Genomic DNA, 16,950 nt, shown 5'->3' on the forward strand with positions numbered 1-16,950 from the left:
TTCACTCACTCCGTCATTGCCGTCCCTATGACGGCGTTATCCTTTTTGTGAATCAAGAAACATGCCAGGACAAGATAAAAAGTACGAAAAAATAAATCATGTAAAGACAGGTAGTTTTGGACAAATATATAATGCCTACCAATAGCATACTTGTGTTGTTCAGAAAAAAAAGACAAAAAATCAGAAAAAGCTGACAATCCCGCCCACATTCCGCATCGGAGGAAACATGGCGCATCCCTCAGCCGGGAGACTTCTCCGCGTGTTCTGGCTGCCCGTATTGGCCAGCCTGTTCTGGCTGCCCGTATTGGCCAGCCTGTTCTGGCTGGGCCTGACTCTGGGCCTCTACCGGCACGCCGCGCATGTGGATGAAAGCCACCGCCTGGAACTGGAGCGTACCCGTCTTTCCACCGTGGCCCAACAACTGCTGGACGCGCGCAACTGGAACGCGGCGCACGGCGGGGTCTATGTGCCGGAAAGCGAGTACGGCAGGCCCAATCCCTGGCTGCCGCCCCACGAACGCACGCTGAAAACCGCCGACGGCCGCACCCTGGTGCTGATGAATCCCGCCTATATGAGCCGCCAGCTTGCCGAACGCAGCACTTGGCCGGGCATCAGCATCGCCATTATCGGACGCAAGCCCCTGCGGCCGGAAAATCAGTCCGACGCCTGGGAGGGTGAGGCTCTCATCGAATGCACCGAGGGGCGCCAGGAAATTTTCAGTCCGCCGGATGAGAACGGGCAGGGCCGCCTGCGCCTGCTCACCGTGCTGGTGGCGCAGCAAAGCTGTCTGCGCTGCCATGTGGACAGCCGCGTGGGCGAGGTGCTCGGCGGCATCAGCGTCAGTCAGGACGCCGCACCGTATCTGCGCAACGCGGCCAGGCAGGAGGCCAATATGCGCCTTCTCTATGCGCTGCTGGGCCTCACAGGCGTGCTGGCCATCGGCGGGCTGACCCTCAATCTGGCCCGGCGTCGCTGGCAGGCCGAGGAAACCAGTCGCATGAAAAGCGCTTTCATGGCCCGGCTGAGTCATGACATGCACACGCCGCTCACCGCTATTCTGGGCATGAGCGAACTGTTGCAGCGCAGCGACGCCGCCGCGCCGGAAAAAAAGCGCGCTCTGCGCTATCTGATCCGGGCCGGTGGGGCTTTGCTGGAAATGGTCAGCGACATCACGGACTATGCAGCTCTGGAGCAGGGCTCTCTGACGCTGCATAAAAGCTCTTTCAGCCTGCGGGCCGCACTTTCTCAATGCCTTGAACTCTACCGTCCCGCCGCCGAAGCCAAGGGCCTGCGGCTGGAGCTGGACCTGCCGGCGGCAACGCCGGACAACCTCTATGGCGACGCCTTCCGCTTACGCCAGGCTTTGGGCAACCTTATCAGCAATGCGGTCAAGTTTACTGAAAAAGGCTTTGTGCGGCTGGAAGTGGAAGCGGAAAACACGCGCTCGGACCGCCTTGCTCTGCGGCTGCATGTACGGGACAGCGGGCCGGGCCTTCAGGCGGACGAACTGGAGCGGATTTTCGAGAGCTTTCAGCGAGGTTCGCACGCGGGCGACAAGCCGGGTACGGGCCTGGGCCTGAACATCGCCCGGACTATCGCCAGGCGTATGAACGGCGACGTGCGGGTCGCTTCCAGCGCGGGCCGGGGTTCATGCTTCACGCTGGAAGTGGTGATGCGCGAAGACCGGCAAAGCGCGGACGCAACCAATGGATCGGAAGAATGCGGCTGTCCGCCGCCGGACGACAGAAGCATTGCGCCAGCCGCCGGTCCGCTGGCGGGCCGCCGCATCCTGGCCGCCGAGGACAATCCGGCCGCCCGCTATTTTCTGGAGCAGGCCCTGCGCCGGGAGGGCGCGCTGGTGCGGATGACGGCCGACGGCCAGGCGACCCTGGCCGCTCTGAATGACGCCGCTGCAAGGCCGGACGGCCAGACTTGGGATGTGGTGCTGCTGGACGCGCGCATGCCCGCGCCGGACGGCCTGGAGGTGTTGCGACGCATCCGCCAAGGACAAACCGGCGCTACTCCGGATCAGCGCGTAATTCTGTACACGGCCGCCCTGGATAATGAGGCCGAAGAGCGCTGCCGCGACCTGCGGCCCGACGTCATTCTGCTGAAGCCGGCATCCTTCGCCTTGCTGCGCCAACGTCTCGCAGCCTTGCTCCAAGCGCAGTGCGGCAGAGAAGAGGATGAAAAGGAGCGCGCGCCCATGCTGGAAAAAAACCATACCCCAGATGAAGTTCCGCTCTGGGAGCGTGAGGCCGCTCTGGCCGCCATGGACGGGGATACGGAGATTTTCGCTCGTTTGCTTGCGGTGCTGCGTGAGGATTTGCGGAAGATGCTGACGCAGCTGGAGGGAGCCGCATCAGTCAAAGATGCGCAATGCGTCCGCCGACTGGTCCACGCCTGCAAGAATTCGGCGGGCACCATGCGGCTGATGCGCTTGCACGCCACGGCCTCTCAGACGGAAAAAGCGGAAGATGCGCATCTGGCCGCGGCTGCGGCCGAACTGGTCCATGCCATGCGGGAGGCCCTGGCGCTGCTGGACGCCGCCGACGCGGACGAAAACGGGTCGGCCGCTTCGGCCGCCGATCAGCGGGGGAGAGCATAATGGCGCGTATACTGGTGGTGGACGATGAGGCCCTGATGCGCACCATGGTGGAAGTGGTCTGCGCGCGCATGGGTCATGAAGCCGTCTGCGCCTCCACGCTCAAGGACGGGCTCAGCCTGGGCCGTCAGGGCGTGGACGTGGTGCTGCTGGACGCCTGGCTGCCGGACGGCAACGGCCTTGAATTTCAGAGCGAATTCGCCCATCTCCCCGATGAGCCGGATATCGTCATCATCACCGGACACGGCGACGGCGACGCGGCGGAAGCCGCCCTGCGTTCCGGGGCCTGGGAATTTCTGACCAAGCCCCTGCAAATCCGCGACATTGAACAATGCCTGCGCCACATTCTGGCCTTCCGTCAGGGCCGCAAGCCCGGTCCGGCGGCGCTCAAGGTGGACAGCGGGCATATTCTGGGCTCCGGGCCGGGCATGACGCAGGCCCTCAAACTGCTGGCCCAGGCCGCCCAGAGCGAGGTCAATGTTCTGATTCTGGGCGAAACCGGGGTAGGCAAGGAGTTGTTCGCCAAGGCCCTGTTCCGCAACAGCAACCGCGCGGCCCAGCCCTTTGTGACCGTGGACTGCGCCTCCTTGCCGGAAACCCTGGTCGAGAGCCATCTCTTCGGCCACAGCCGCGGGGCTTTCACCGGAGCGGAGCGCGCCCGTGAGGGGCTTTTGCTGGCCGCGCACAAGGGCACGCTTTTTCTGGATGAAGTGGGCGATCTGCCCCTGGTCATGCAGGGTGCGTTTCTGCGCGCTCTGGAGTTGCGCCGTTTCCGCCCGGTGGGCGAGGTGCAGGAGGTGGACAGCGACTTCCGGCTGGTGGCCGCCACCAACCGCGATCTGGAGGGTATGGCGCGCAGCGGGCAGTTTCGCGGCGATCTGCTCTACCGGCTTCAGGGCATTACCATTGTGATTCCGCCCCTGCGCGAACGCCGCGACGAAATTCCCTCTTTGGCCCGTCAGGCCGTCACCGCCTTCTGCCTGCGCAACGATCTGCCGGAAAAGGTCCTGGCCGAACCCGTGCTGGACATGCTGATGGAATATCCCTGGCCCGGCAATGTGCGCGAATTGATCCACGCACTGGAACGGGCCTGTCTGGCCGCCGGACAGGGCGATCTGATTCTGCCCGGACACCTGCCCACCCAGATGCGGGTGGCCGTGGCCCGGCACCGGGTGAGCCGGGGGCGGGAGCAGAGTCCGGAACCTGTGCCGCCCCCGGCCCGGGACGCGGCCACGGCGGACCTGAGAGGCGACGGCCCGGGCCTCGCGGGAAGCGCCGCCGGGGAACTGCCCAGCCTGCGCGACTGGAAAGCCCGCGCCGAAGAGGAATATGTGCGCCGGGTCATGGCCGTGAGTGCGGGCGACGTCCGCCGGGCCGCCGGTCTGGCGGGCATTTCACGCGGACACTGGTATGAGCTGATCAAGAAATATCATGTCTGAACCGGAAGGACAGTCGCGGGCCCATGGAAAAAATGGCCGCAGGCCGCGCCATAAGCCGATTTGTATCCCCGCTTCTCTTGCCTCATGCCATAAAAGGCGCTATAGCCCAAAAAAAAGGCTTGCAGAGGCTATGTCAGCGCATGAACAAGAGTCCCGTTACTGTTAAAGGCTATGTCGCGGCTGTGCCGCAGGATGAGCGCCAGGCCAAAGTGGCCGTGGTGCAGGACGATATGGAATACCGCGTGATGCCGCGCGGAGCCGGAGTGGATCTGGCCGGCGAGGTCAGCGTGCCTGTGGAGGTCACCGGTCTGGTGGAAGAGGCGGACGGCGTCTTCTACCTTACGGTGCGCGGCTACAAGGTTCTGGAAGACGATTCCTGGCTTGAGGAATAACAGACAGGAATCCTGAAGAAAATCAGGGAGTCCGTGTTTCCCTTTGTTCCCGCCGTGCTCTGCCTCCGGCAGTGCAGGCGGGTTGTCTTTGTGTCTGCTTGCGGAACAGCGACGGATGTCATCGTCTGCGCTTTCTTCGCTGGACGCCGCCGCGGTGATCCGGAGTGTTTCATCTGGAGGGAAATGCCGCCATGGCACAGGCACGGACCGGGACCAGCGCCCACATTGCCTATATTGACGGATTGAAGGGCCTGTGCGGCATCTGGATCTGTCTATTCCATTATCTGCTGGCTTTTGCGGCTTTCGGCTATATCGGCTGGGAGTCGGGCATTCCGCAGGCCGAGCGGGCGGGCTACTATTTCCGCTATTTTCCCTACTCCATTCTCAGCAACGGTTCTTTCCCGCTCTATGTCTTTTTTGCCGTCATCGCTTTTCTTCCCGCATTGCGTTTTTTTCAGAACGGCAAGGCCGAGAGCGTCAAACGGCAGGCTGTCGTCCGCTATTTCCGCCTGATGCCGCCGGTGCTGGTCTGTGCGCTTTGCGCCTATGCGGTCTTTGCCTGCGGCGGCTTTTTCAATCAGGATCTTGCCGCGCATCTTGATAACAATTGGGACAGGGCTTTTTATACGGCCCCGCTGTCCTGGACGGGCGCGCTGGCCAACGGGCTTTTTGATGCGCTGTGGAACGGCAATTCCGATTATTGCAGCGTGCTCTGGTGCATGAATGTGATCCTTTTCGGCTCCTATTTTTCGTACGGCGCGCTGCTCTTTTTCGGTTCGTTGCGACGGCGTTTTTGGGTCTACGCGGCCTTTTTCCTGCTGAGCTTCACCGCGCCCGTATATACCGCCTTTCTCGGGGGTCTGGCCGCCGCCGATGTGCTGGCGGCCCGCGGCGGCGCTGCGCAAAGCGGACGTTGGGGCGGCCTGCTGGCGCTGGCCGGTCTGGTTGCGGGCATTTTTCCGGAAGTTCTGTTGCCGTCCGGTCTGACGGAGCAGACCCTGTTTGGCATAGGGGCATTTCTGTTGCTTCTGGGCTGCGCCCGCTCGGCGGCGCTGCAAAAGCTGCTCTCGCGTTCCTGGCTCGTCCGCGCCGGAGAGCTTTCCTTTGCTCTGGTGCTGACGCACTTTACCGTGTTGATGTCTTTCTCGGCCTGGTTTTTTCTCGCCGTGCAGGGACAGGGGCTATCCTACGTCCCGGCGCTGACCCTGACGCTGGCGACGGCCGTTCCGGTCAATTATGCCTTCACGCTCCTGTTCAAGCTCTTTGCGGAAGGCCCGGCGGAGCGCTTCGCGCACTGGATATATCGCTGTGTCGCCTGAGGCGCGCAGGCGGCGCAACAGCTCCTCTGGCGATTGCGCCGCGTTACGCCAGTGAAGGACAGGCGATCTTGATTGCGGCGGCTCCGCGCGGAAAGTCTTCGCCGGACGTCGCCGAAGAGTTTATACAACAAACACGATCCGGCTGGCGGTGGGCTTATTTTTTCCCTGAAATCCATACGCGAAGATCATTGCTCAACGCTTTCAGCGCCTCGGGGTTCGTGTACATCATGTGCCCGCCCTCATAGTACCGGCTCGTCAGATTCCGCTCCAGAAGGCCTTCCGGGACGTCCATGCGCGACAGGCTGCTGAGGGCGCTTTCCGGCGGCGTGACCAGATCAAATCGGCCCATGGCCAGATATACCCGCATAAACGGCAGCCGTCGCATCGCCTTCGCCAAAAAAACGTTCGTCGAGACGAAGCCCTCGCGTCCTTTGTTCCCCAAGGTGAAATCCCACGTCTGGATTATCTCGAAGGAGGTGAACAGATACGGGCGCTTCGGCCTGATGCCCACCGTTTCCGTCAAAAAGCGCATGAAGGCTGTCCTGCACGGTTCGCCGACGATGTTTGACATCGGGTCTTCGTCCATGCTCCATGCGCTCCCCGGCGCCGTGACACGTGCGTCGTATATGCTGACGAATTTTTTTTCGTCACGGAGAAGCTGGGCGGAAAATTCAGACGCTTCCATGCGCATGTCCTGCGCGTCAAGCTCCCGCACCGGAATGCCGGTGAATTCCGAAAGCTCGCGGAGCAGCGTTTCGCGTTCCCCGCGTTCCAGCCTGTTGCCTTTTCGCAGGGCGGGTTCAAAGCGTTCCGCGGCCCAGCGGACGGCTCGCTCCACAACTTCGTCGCGGGACAGATTTTTGAGCGCGCCGCCGAGGCGCTTGTGATACTGCGCCGCCGCCGCCATCGACGGAATCCTGTTCACAAAGGGCGTGACGTTGTTGTCCAGGCCGGACGTGGTGTCCTGATAGGAGAGGGCCGGGGATATCAGCACGATTCCCGAGGGCGCGACACCGATTTGCTGCCCCATTATCCCGGCCATTCCGGCCGCGCGCAGCCCTCCGTAACTTTCGCCGGCCAAGTAGATTTCCGCTCCCCAGCGATCGTTTTCGGTAAGCCACATGCGGACGAATTCCACCATTGATTCGAGATCGCCTTGCACTCCCAGATAGGCGTCCATCTTCACCGGTTCTTTTTTTTCTCCTTCCTTGCCCTCCTTGTCCGGTTTCGCCATGCGGCTGTAACCGGTGCCCACCGGGTCGATAAAGACCATGTCGGCCACGTCCAGCAGGCTATGGGGATTCGCTTGCAATTTATACGGCGGCGCGGCCATTTCCAGGCCGTGGTTTATTCCCGGAACGGTCATGGGCGCGAAGGCGCAGACTTGCAGAAAGGCCGATGACGAGCCGGGACCGCCGTTGAAGAGGAACATCACCGGGCGTTCGCGAGGGCCGCCGTCCAGGATGTATGAGGCGGAAAAGATGTATGCCGTTTCCCCGGCGTCTTTGTCGAGGATAGGGGTAAGGCCGGTCTTGACCGTGTACGCCATGTTTTTGCCGTCAATGGCGGCGGTCAGCTTCTTCTCGCCCTTTTCCGGACAGTCTTCCTTGGCCGTAGCCTTCACAGCCGCCGTGCCGGAGGGCTTTATTCCTTCGCCGGACGCGAGTGACGGCGCGACGACGGCGCACAACAGCAGCACGAGAAGCGCAAGGAACGGTTTTGATTCCGAATGCATTGGAACACCTCCTTTCAGGCGCGGGGAAAGACCAGTTATATATGAAGGCGTAACCATAATGTCTTTACACTGTTAAGCATCGAAGCGGACGTTTTCGAATGCCCGAAATATAGCTTTCTAACGTTAATGCGCACCAGTTGCCGTTGTCAGTGTTCTTTCCCATAGTCTACCGTTATTTCAACGGCGCATCAATCAAAAGCGCGCAGAGGGGGGACAGACGCGTCTTTTTTTTCTGATTTAACGGAAGTATTGCTCATAGATAGCAAGCCCCGCTCCTTCAGGTGAAAGCGGGGCTTGCCGGAATCCGTGCCGTTTCAAAGAGCGGTAATCGTCATTCATCCAGCCCGGACAGGAGCGAAAGATGCTCTTCTGATTTGCGCGTGTGCGGCGTCAGCGTGCTCTGGCGGCAGAAGTCGCGGATCTGGGCCAAAAAGGGCGAAGGCGCGAGGCGCAGTTTTTTGCCGTACAGCGTGCGCCGGGCGCAATAGCTCACAAACAATGCCCGCGCGGCGCGGGTCAGCCCCACATAGAGCAGACGCCGCTCCTCCGCCAGTTCCTCCACAAGTCGGGCGTCACGGGCCGCCTGATTGCTTGGGCCCTCTGCTTCCGCAGCCTCTTTTTCAAACAGCAGTTCCCGCCGTAGCGGCAGCAGGCCGCTTTCCAGGCCGGGCAGAAAGACCGCCTGAAATTCCAGTCCCTTGGAGGCGTGCAGGGTAAGAATCTGGACCTGCTCGGCTTTGGCGCGCACCAACTCCGCCTCGTGCAGCCAGGCCAGCCGCTGGAACAGGGCCTGCCAGCCGCCGCATTCCTGCCAGAGACGGCAGAGCGAGCGCCACTGGCGGCTCCGGCAAAAAAGTTCGCCGGTCCAGGCCTGCGCGTCCAGCCAGGCGGCCATGTCCTGCGGTTTGGGCAGGTTCCCGGCGGGCCAGGGCAGGGCCGTGTCCCGCTCCGCCGCGTCCGCCTGCTCCGGCGGGGCCGGCAAAATGTCCGCAAAACCGCAATGTCCGGCGGCCAGAGCCAGAAAGCGGGCGCAGACCGGTTCCTGCCAGAACTCTTCCTGCGCCGGGGCCGCGCACGGCACGCCCGCCTGTTCCAGAGCCGCGCGCAGGGGCGGAATCTGGGCTTTGAGCCGCACCAGCACAGCCACGTCCCCCGGCGACAGGCTGTTGTCCAGCTCAGTGGCGTCGGCGCGCTTTTGGGCCTGATCCAGCAAGGTGTGGGCCGTGGCCCCGATAAGCCGCTGCACGCGTCCGGCCAGCCAGCGGGCTTCGGCCCGCTCGTCCGGCGCGGCGAAGAGCTGCAACTGGGCCCGCAGAGGCCGGGCCGCGCGCAACAGGCCGCACTGCCCCCGGCCCTGCAAAAGGTTCTGGGCCATGTCCAGCACGTCCTGGCTGGCGCGGTAGCTCCGGCCCAGCCTGTGCACCGCAAGCTCCGGCCAGCAGGCCCGCAAAGAAGCCTCGCTCTGGCCCGTGGCCCCGCGAAAGCCGTAGATGGCCTGATCCGGGTCGCCGATGCCGAAAAAGCCCTGGCCGCCGGACGGCAGCAGGGCGCGGATCACGGCCAGCTGCACGGGTGAAAGGTCCTGCACCTCGTCCACCAGCACATGCCGCCAGCGCCCGTTCAGTTCGGGAGCGTGCGCCAGCAGCCAGTCCAGCAGGTCGGCGTAGTCCACATAGCGCATATGGCTCCGGGCGTTTTTACGCCGGCGGTAGCGGTCGGCGGCTTCCGCCAGTTCGCTGCCCGGAGTCGGCTCATTCAGGCTTTCGCGGGCCAGGCTCAGGGTATCCCAGAGCGTGCGCAGCCGCCGCGCGGGTACATCCGCATTGGCCGCGCCGAACAGGCGGAAGGCCGCGTCCTCGGCCAGGAGCAGGCTTTGCGGTTCGGCCGCGCGCAGTTCGCCCCAGGCCAGGCCGTGGAGGGTGTCGCATTGCGGCAGGGCGGCGAGCTGAGGCAGGGCCGCGTTCAGACGTTCCCGCAGTTCCCCGGCGGCGCGGCGGGTAAAGGTGACGGCCAGGAGTTCCTGGGGCCGCGCGCCTTCTTCCAGCAGCCGTTGCAGACGGCCGATGAGCACGCGGGTTTTGCCCGCGCCGGGACCGGCCAGAATCAGAACCGGAGCGGGACCGGCACGCAGAGCCGCGTCTTGTTCGTCGGAAAAAGCCGCCGCAACGGGCGCGGGAACCACGTCGCTTTTCTGTTCCGGCGCGGCTTTTGTCAGGCTCAGAAGCGAGAGGGAGTTGTCGGCGGCGCCGCCTTGCGCTGGGGCCGTTGCCGTTGCGTTTTTGCGCGGGCGTCCGGGCCGGGCCAATCCCGGCAGGCGTTGGCCGCCGCCGCGCACGTCGCGCAATTCTTCGGGTTCAAACACGCGCACCACGCCGTATTGACCGTCAAAGCCGCCCTGGCGGATCACCTGACCGCGCCGCATGCGGGCCACGGCTTCGCCCAGAGGCTCCCAGTGGGCGCGGAGGTCCGCTTCCGGCAAATGGCAGAGGATGTCCAGTTCCGGCCCCAGCTCGCGCAGCAGGCGGCTGTAGCGTTCCTGCACCTTGCGTGAGCCGGAGCCCGCGCCCAGAATTTCGCCGACCACTTCCGGCAGGGGGATCAAAGGCCGGGCTTCAGGCTCCAGCGGCAATTGAGCCGGAGCCTCGCGGTCGGCCAGTTCCAACACGCGATGCAGCACGCCCACGGTCAAAGGCTTGCCGCAGACCGGGCAGATATTGTTCAGGGCCAGGGCTTCGCGCGGTTCCAGCACCACATTGCAGGCCCGGTGGCCGTCCAGATGGTATTTGCCTTCCTCGGGGTAGAATTCCATGGTGCCTAGAAAGCGGCAGTCCAGGCTGTCCTGCGGCTCGCGCCGGGCTGCCGCGCGCAGGGCCGTGAACATGCCCGCGTAGGAGGGCGGTCCGGCGAAAAGATTGGCTTCGCGGCCCAGGTTGGCCCCGGAATGGGCGTCGGAATTGGAGATCAGGACATAGCCGTCCAGGCGGCTGATGAGGCGGTTCATGGCCGGGTCCGAGGAGAGGCCGGTCTCCAGGGCGAAAATATGTTCCGAGAGGTCGGCGAAGCAGTCCTCCAGCCGGTCGAAGCCGGACTTGGAGCCGAACAGGGCGAACCAGGGCGTCCAGACATGGGCGGGCACCAGCACGGCCTGGGGCACGGTTTCCAGCATAATTTCCAGCAGGTCGCGCGAGTCCAGGCCCAGAATGGGCCGCCCGTCGGAATTGAGATTGCCGATCTGGGCCAGACGTTCGGAAAGGCGGTCAGCGGCGTCCAGATCGGGCACAAAGACCAGATTGTGCACCTTGCGCACCTTGCCGTGGCGCTTGTAAATGGAGCTGATTTCCGCCTGAAGGCAGAACAGCGGCCCCTGCCTGCCCGCATGGGGACGGGGCTGCGCGTCGGCCAGAATTGCCAGCTGTTCCGGCTCCCCTTTCAGACGATAGAGGCCGCTGACTTCATCGAAGGCCAACTGCTCACGCAGCTCGGCCCGCCATTGCGGATGAGTGAAGTCGCCGGTGCCCAGCACGTCGATGCCCTTGCAGCGCGCCCAGGCCGCCAGATGCCGGGGATTGAGCGCTTTGCTGGTGGCCCGGGAGAAACGCGAATGGATGTGCAGATCCGCAATAAAATTCATGTCTAACCTCATGTTGTGGCCGCAGCCAGCCAGGGACAGAACGCCAGCGCCCGCGCCGTCCAGAGAGGGGTTGTTCGCGCCGCCCGGCCCGGCTGTTGTCGGTGCAGGGTCAGCGGGGCCTCCAGGCGCGGTTCCGGGGCCGCGCCCTTGCGGGTTTGCGCCAACAGGCGTGTGGCCGGGCTGTGGCTGTGGGGACGCACGGGAATGATCCGGCGCAGGCCCAGACGCGCTTCCTCAAAGGCCGCGCAAAGCCGGGGCAGGGAGCGCGCCTCGAAAATGCAGAAAAAATGTCCGTGGTGGCGCAAGAGCCTGGCGGCGGCGCGGCAGAAAACGCCCAGAGCGTCGGCGTCGCGCAGGGCGCGTTCCCGCAGGAGTGAGGGCGACGCCCGGCCTTGGCCCGGCAGGCCGTAGGGCGGGTTGGCCAGCACCATGTCGCGCGTTCCGTCCAGTTCCGGCAGCGGAACCGCAAGGTCCGCCGCCCGGAAGAGCAGACTTTGCTCCAGGCCCAGCTCGCGGGCATTGCGCCGGGCCGCCTCCAGCAAATTTTCCTCCCTCTCCAGGCCCAGCCCGCGCGCCTCGGGGCAGCGCAGGGCCAGTCCCAGCAGGGCCGCTCCGCAACCGCAACCTAGTTCCGCAACGGACAGGCTCAAGGCCTGGGGCGTCGCTCTGGAGAGACGCGCGCGGCGTTCTTCGCAATGCCGGGCCGCGAAGGCCGCCAGCAACAACGCGTCCAGACCGAAGCGCAAGCTCCCGCCGGGCTGCTCCAGACCGCGCGGGAAAGCGGCGCGGGCGTCGCGGATGCTTTCTTGCGTATATATTCCCCGTACTACCAAGGTCTGACTTTTACGACGTGATGTATAACGTCATTGTTCCGCATCCGGGATCGTTGCCGCCGGCAAGGAAAGTGAAGACTGGAGCAGCCGGGCAAAAAATCTCGAATGCGTTACAGCAGTGCGCCGTCCCAATTAAACAAGCCCTGCCGCCGCGCTTCCGGCAATCCGGCGGGCGGGTTTTCCTGAATATGGACGAAAAAGCCGTAGCCCGCGGCCGTCAGTTCCTGGCGTTTGGCCGTGAGATCCAGGGGCCAGCCGGGATAGAGCCAGATGTTGCCGCCGTATTGCCGCGCCCAGAAAACCTCGCCCTTGGGGCTCATAAAAGGTTCGTTGGCCTTGACGCCCAGCAGACCGAAGCGGCTGAGGCCCACGGGCCAGAAGCCGCTGAGCACCATGCCCAGCGGCAGGGGGCTCTGTCCGGGCAGGGCCAGTAGGTCCTCGCGGGCCAGTTCCGGGCTGACGAAGGCCCCGGCAAAGCCCATACCCGCCAGCACGCCCAGCGCCGGAGCGTTGGCCGCGTTGCAGAAAGGCCCGGCCAAAAGGTCCGCGTCCTCGGGCAGTTCCGCCGGGAAAAAGCCGCGCTGCCAGGGCGCGTTGCAGACGAAATGGCGCGCGCCGTCACGCCAGAGCCGGGCGATCATCCGGCGCAGGCTGTCCTCCTCTTCGGGCCAGACCACGGGCGGCAGCCACCAGGCCACGCGCGGGGCCACCGTGCGCGAAATCTCCGCGCTGCGCGGCGAGAGCCAGAGCGCCAGCAACTGATTACGGCTGCCCCGCGTTTCCCGGCCTTGCGGCAGGGTGGCGCGCAGCAGCATGTCCGCCCTAGGGCGGGATTTCACAGCGCTGGGCAGGCGGGGGGCGCTGTCCACGGCTGTGCTGGGACGGCCCGGCAGGACCTCCAGGCGAGCCTGCCAGGCTTTGAGCAACTGCATCAGCTCGGGTTCGCGCCGGTCAATGAGAAAGACCGGCGTGCCCGCCTTGGGCGTCTTGTGCTTGGGCAGGCGCAGGATCAGGCTCCCGGCCTTGGGGATGCGCCGGGTCACCGGCAGGGTGGCGTGCCAGCGTTCGTCCTCCACGCCCACGCGCAGATAGTCCTGCGGCAGCAGCTCGAAATGCGGCTTGAGCACCAGGCGGCCGTCGGGTTCCACGCGGATTTTGCCCGCCAGCAGGCCGGAACTGGTCTGGCCGTCGGGTGTGGTGGGCACGTTGTTTTTCTGCGGCAGAAAGCGCGCCCGGCTGCCGGGGCGGCCCAATGCCATTTCCAGAATTTCCTCGGCGGTCTTGCGGGCCTTGGGGTCGCCCACGTTGTCGCGCAGCATGCGGTAGGCCGTAACCACATGGTAGACGTAATGCGGGCCTTTTTTGCGGCCTTCGATTTTCCAGGACACCAGATGGGGAATATCCAGGAGGGTCTTGGCCAGCACGTCCAGGGAAAGATCCAGACAGGAGAAAAAGCGGCCGCTGTGTTCCTTGCCGCGCGGCGGCCGTGGGGCGCGGCGCGCGGTCTTCCCTTCAAGCTCAAAGGGGCGGGCCTCGCGGACGGACCGGCCGTCACGGCTCGTGCGCGCGTTTTTTCCGTCGCGTCGGACGGCTTCCTGCTCTTCGTTTTCCGCATTGCGGAAAAGCGCCTGGGCCGCCGCGCCGCCCTGGCGGTAGATCCGGCGGCAGGGTTGCACGCAACGGCCGCGCAGGCCGCTTTTGCCGCCCATATAGCTGGACCAGTAACAGCGCCCGGACACGCAATAGCACAGCGCCCCGTGGATGAAACATTCCAGATCAAGGCCGTCCGGGCAGGCTTCGCCCATGCGCCGGATCTCGTCGATGGACAGTTCGCGCGGCAGAATCACCCGGTCGGCGCCCAGCCCCCTGGCCTGAAGCAGGGCTTCGGGGTGGGTCAGGTTGGCCAGGGTGGACAGGAACAGCCCGCCCTCGAAACCGGCCTGCCGGGCCAGATCCAGCATGGCCAGATCCTGGATGATCAGCCCGTCCGGGCGCACCTGGCGGGCCAGACGCGCGGCCAGCCGGTAGGCGGCGGCGCTTTCGCCGGGTTTGACCAGGGTGTTCATGGCCACGTAGACGCGCGCGTTTTCGGCGTGGGCCAGATCCGTGAGCCGGGACAGCTCGGTGAGGCCGAAGTTTTCCGCCTGCATGCGGGCCGAAAAGTGCTTCAGGCCCAGATAAATGGCGTCGGCCCCGGCGGCCAGGGCCGCCAGAAAAGAGGAGGCGTCCCCGGCCGGAGCGAGAATTTCGGGTTTGCGCGGCGAGGCGGAGGGATTTTCCGTCTGGCTCATGTGGTCCGCGGCGGGAGAGATGTCCTGTGTGCTCATATTTTGTAATACTCTTTGTACCAGTCCACAAAGCGGGCTATGCCCTCGCGCAGGGGCGTCACCGGGGCGAAGCCGGTGGCGGCGGTCAGGGCGTCGATGTCGGCCCAGGTGGCTTCCACGTCGCCGGGCTGCATGGGCAGCAGTTCCTTGACGGCGGTTCTGCCCAGGGCTTCTTCCAGCACGGCGATGAATTCGTTGAGCTCCACGGTCTGGTTGTTGCCGATATTATAGATGCGCCAGGGCGCGGAGCTGGAGGCCGGATCGGGCGCGGCGGCGTCAAAGGCCGGGTCGGGCGCGGCGGCCAGGGGCAGCAGGCGGACCACGCCTTCCACGATATCGTCGATATAGGTGAAGTCGCGGCGCATGCGGCCTTCATTGAAAACCTTGATGGGTTCGCCGCGCACAATGGCGCTGGTGAAAAGGTGCAGGGCCATGTCCGGGCGGCCCCAGGGGCCGTAAACCGTGAAGAAGCGCAGGCCCGTGCAGGGCAGGCGGTAGAGATGGCTGTAAGCATGGGCCATGAGCTCGTTGCTCTTCTTGGTGGCCGCGTAGAGGCTCACCGGATGGTCCACGTTGTGGTGCACGGAGTAGGGCCGGGCGGCGTTGAGGCCGTAGACCGAGGAGGAGGAGGCGAAGAGCAGGTGCTCCACGCCGCCGTGGCGGCAGCCTTCCAGCAGGTTGCCGAAACCGACCAGATTGGAATTGACGTAGGAGGCGGGATTCAGCAGGCTGTAGCGCACCCCGGCCTGGGCCGCCAGGTTGACCACATGGCTGAAGCGCTCACGCCGGAACAGCCCGGCCATGCCGTCCGCGTCGGCCAGATCCAGAAGCTCGAAGCGAAAACGCCCGCGCGCTTCCGGCATGGCGCCCAGATCGGCCAGACGGTCCTTTTTCAATTGCACGTCATAATAGTCGTTGCAATTATCGATGCCCACCACCGTGTGCCCGTCGGCCAGCAGCCGCCGGGCCAGATGATAGCCGATGAAGCCCGCCGCGCCGGTTACCAGAACATGCATGTCGCCCCCTTTGCGTGTACGCCACAAAGTAAGCCAGATGGCCGCCGGGGGCAAGGGCGGGCCGGGGCGCGAGGTCTCACGGGGCTTGCCGGATGGGAGGCGGCCACGTATGCTGCGCCATATTGCATTGAGGTAGGTATGAAAGTTTCTCCTGAGCATTCGCCTCAAGATTCCTCCGGCCAGGCCCGGCCGGATGCCCGCGCGATGGCGTCCTCGCCGAGCGGGCGCGGCCGCGTCCAGCCCTGGTACGCCGGGGAGCACAAGGACATGCTGTTTTATCTGCTGATCGCCGTGCTTTTTGTGGAAATGATCGTGGGCGGCGTGTCCTTTTTCTACGGCCTGATGCACGCCGCGCCGGAGACGCCCGGCGGGCCGCCCGTGGCGCGTTTTCCCTGGCTGGTCTGGGCGCTCGCCTCGGTGCTTGCGCCCGTGGCCCTGCTGCTGGTGGTGCACCTTACGGGCCGCTGGCTTTCCCATACGCTGGACGAGGAGCGGGACGGGGAGCCGGGCGGCGCGGACAATGCCGCTGTGCCCGAGCGTTTGCGGCATTTTTACGCCATGGTGCGTAACGCGCCTACCGTGGTTCTGCTGCTGGGCATTCTGCTGCTGGGCGCGGGGCTTTTTTTCGTGGACGGGGCTTTTTCCGCCCTGGTCAGTCTGGGGGGCGCGCTGACGCCGTATATCCCCTGGATCGCGGGCAGCGCGGCGGGCCTGCTGGCCGTCTGTTTTCTGGTCCAGCGCTGGTTCGCCTATCGCCAGCGCCGCATGGAGCAGGAATACGCCTTTCGCCGGGAAGTGCTGGAGCGCACCGGTATCGTGCTGGTGGACAGGGGCTGCGTGCCCTTGCCGCAGAATGATCAGCAGCGCGCCATGCTGGTGTCGGCGGAAAGCGCCAAGGCGCTGCCGCCGGTGCTGGATGTGGACGGCGCCGCGCCGGACGCGGAAGATCCCCGTCCGCTTCCGGAAGGAGAAAGCGCGGACAAAGGGGAGATTACTCCCGCCGGGCCAGGGCCAGTTCCGCCAGAGCGTTGACGCAGGCGGCGGCCACGGCTGAACCGCCCTTGCGGCCCAGCAGGGTAAAGTGCGGCCAGGGACTCTGGTGGAGCAGCTCCTTGGACTGGGCCGCGTTCACAAATCCCACGGGCATGCCCACAATCAGGGCGGGCGCGGGCGCGCCGCGCTCCAGCGCCTCCAGCAGGGCCAGCAGGGCCGTGGGCGCATTGCCGATGACCATGATCTGTCCCGCCAGCCTGTCCGCCACAGCCGCGACGCCCGCGCGGGAACGGGTGACGCCCAGCTTTCGGGCCGTGTCTTCCAGGCCCGGCAAGGCCATGAGCGGCGTCACCGTGACGCCCAGGGGGGTCATGCGGCGCAGGGGCAGACCGGCGGCGGCCATGCGCGTGTCCGTAAAGACCGTGCAGCCGTGGCGCAGGGCCTCCACGCCCGCCGCGAGGCCCTTCCCGCTTAAACGCAAATCCGCAAGAATCTCCGTATCGCCCAGGGTGTGCACGCAACGCCGGGCCACCTGCCAGAGCCCGTCCTGGAAGGGGCGCGGTTCGGGAATCTCCGCGTCAATGATCGCAAAGGAACGGTTTTCGATGTCCTGCGGCGTGGCGGCCGGATCCAGTTCAATGGTCTGAGGCATGGTTTCCT

Annotated in this window: 11 protein-coding genes; 5 read left to right on the forward strand and 6 right to left on the reverse strand. The window is 64.9% G+C overall.

The window, feature by feature from the left end:
* Positions 1-226: 226 nt before the first annotated feature.
* From FYJ44_RS11015 to FYJ44_RS11030, 4 genes are all read left to right on the forward strand, one after another.
* Complete coding sequence (locus tag FYJ44_RS11015) at positions 227-2,608, forward strand: ATP-binding protein (protein WP_154512052.1); 2,382 nt, start codon at positions 227-229, stop codon at positions 2,606-2,608.
* Positions 2,608-4,044, forward strand: a complete 1,437-nt coding sequence (locus tag FYJ44_RS11020; RefSeq protein ID WP_154512054.1) for a sigma-54-dependent transcriptional regulator — start codon at positions 2,608-2,610, stop codon at positions 4,042-4,044. Before FYJ44_RS11015 ends, FYJ44_RS11020 begins: the two co-directional genes overlap by 1 nt.
* A 140-nt stretch (positions 4,045-4,184) precedes the next feature.
* Positions 4,185-4,436 carry a hypothetical protein gene (locus tag FYJ44_RS11025; RefSeq protein ID WP_154512056.1) on the forward strand — a complete coding sequence of 84 codons (252 nt, stop codon included), beginning with the start codon at positions 4,185-4,187 and terminating at the stop codon, positions 4,434-4,436.
* A gap of 191 nt (positions 4,437-4,627) precedes the next feature.
* Positions 4,628-5,755, forward strand: a complete 1,128-nt coding sequence (locus FYJ44_RS11030; protein ID WP_154512058.1) for an acyltransferase family protein — start codon at positions 4,628-4,630, stop codon at positions 5,753-5,755.
* A 154-nt stretch (positions 5,756-5,909) separates the two neighbouring features.
* On the opposite strand, the gene FYJ44_RS11035 is transcribed toward FYJ44_RS11030, so the two are convergent.
* The 5 genes from FYJ44_RS11035 to FYJ44_RS11055 all read right to left on the reverse strand — a co-directional run bounded on the left by FYJ44_RS11035 (position 5,910) and on the right by FYJ44_RS11055 (position 15,297).
* A complete protein-coding gene (locus tag FYJ44_RS11035; RefSeq protein ID WP_195841016.1) occupies positions 5,910-7,490 on the reverse strand; it encodes a S10 family peptidase in 1,581 nt (526 codons plus the stop codon).
* Between the two features lie 331 nt (positions 7,491-7,821).
* Positions 7,822-11,121: a UvrD-helicase domain-containing protein gene (locus tag FYJ44_RS11040; protein ID WP_154512062.1), complete on the reverse strand. Its 3,300-nt coding sequence runs from the start codon at positions 11,119-11,121 to the stop codon at positions 7,822-7,824.
* Between the two features lie 8 nt (positions 11,122-11,129).
* The gene (locus tag FYJ44_RS11045) at positions 11,130-11,954 is read right to left on the reverse strand and encodes a tRNA1(Val) (adenine(37)-N6)-methyltransferase (protein ID WP_154512064.1); all 825 of its coding nucleotides are present in this window, start codon (positions 11,952-11,954) and stop codon (positions 11,130-11,132) included.
* Positions 11,955-12,064: 110 nt separating this feature from the next.
* Complete coding sequence (locus FYJ44_RS11050) at positions 12,065-14,245, reverse strand: peptidase U32 family protein (RefSeq protein ID WP_154512118.1); 2,181 nt, start codon at positions 14,243-14,245, stop codon at positions 12,065-12,067.
* A 32-nt stretch (positions 14,246-14,277) separates the two neighbouring features.
* Positions 14,278-15,297 carry an NAD-dependent epimerase gene (locus FYJ44_RS11055; protein ID WP_154512066.1) on the reverse strand — a complete coding sequence of 340 codons (1,020 nt, stop codon included), beginning with the start codon at positions 15,295-15,297 and terminating at the stop codon, positions 14,278-14,280.
* Positions 15,298-15,435: 138 nt separating this feature from the next.
* Here FYJ44_RS11055 and FYJ44_RS11060 point away from each other — a divergent pair, with 138 nt between their 5' ends.
* Entirely contained in the window at positions 15,436-16,329 is an 894-nt protein-coding gene (locus tag FYJ44_RS11060) for a hypothetical protein (RefSeq protein WP_195841017.1), read from the forward strand.
* Here the strand turns inward: FYJ44_RS11060 and FYJ44_RS11065 are convergent.
* Positions 16,289-16,942: a precorrin-8X methylmutase gene (locus tag FYJ44_RS11065; RefSeq protein WP_154512068.1), complete on the reverse strand. Its 654-nt coding sequence runs from the start codon at positions 16,940-16,942 to the stop codon at positions 16,289-16,291. The two genes, FYJ44_RS11060 and FYJ44_RS11065, sit on opposite strands and share 41 nt — an antisense overlap.
* Between the last annotated feature and the right edge of the window lie 8 nt (positions 16,943-16,950).

It is taken from the genome of Desulfovibrio porci (assembly GCF_009696265.1).
In the GTDB taxonomy this organism is placed as follows: Bacteria; Desulfobacterota; Desulfovibrionia; order Desulfovibrionales; family Desulfovibrionaceae; genus Desulfovibrio; species Desulfovibrio porci.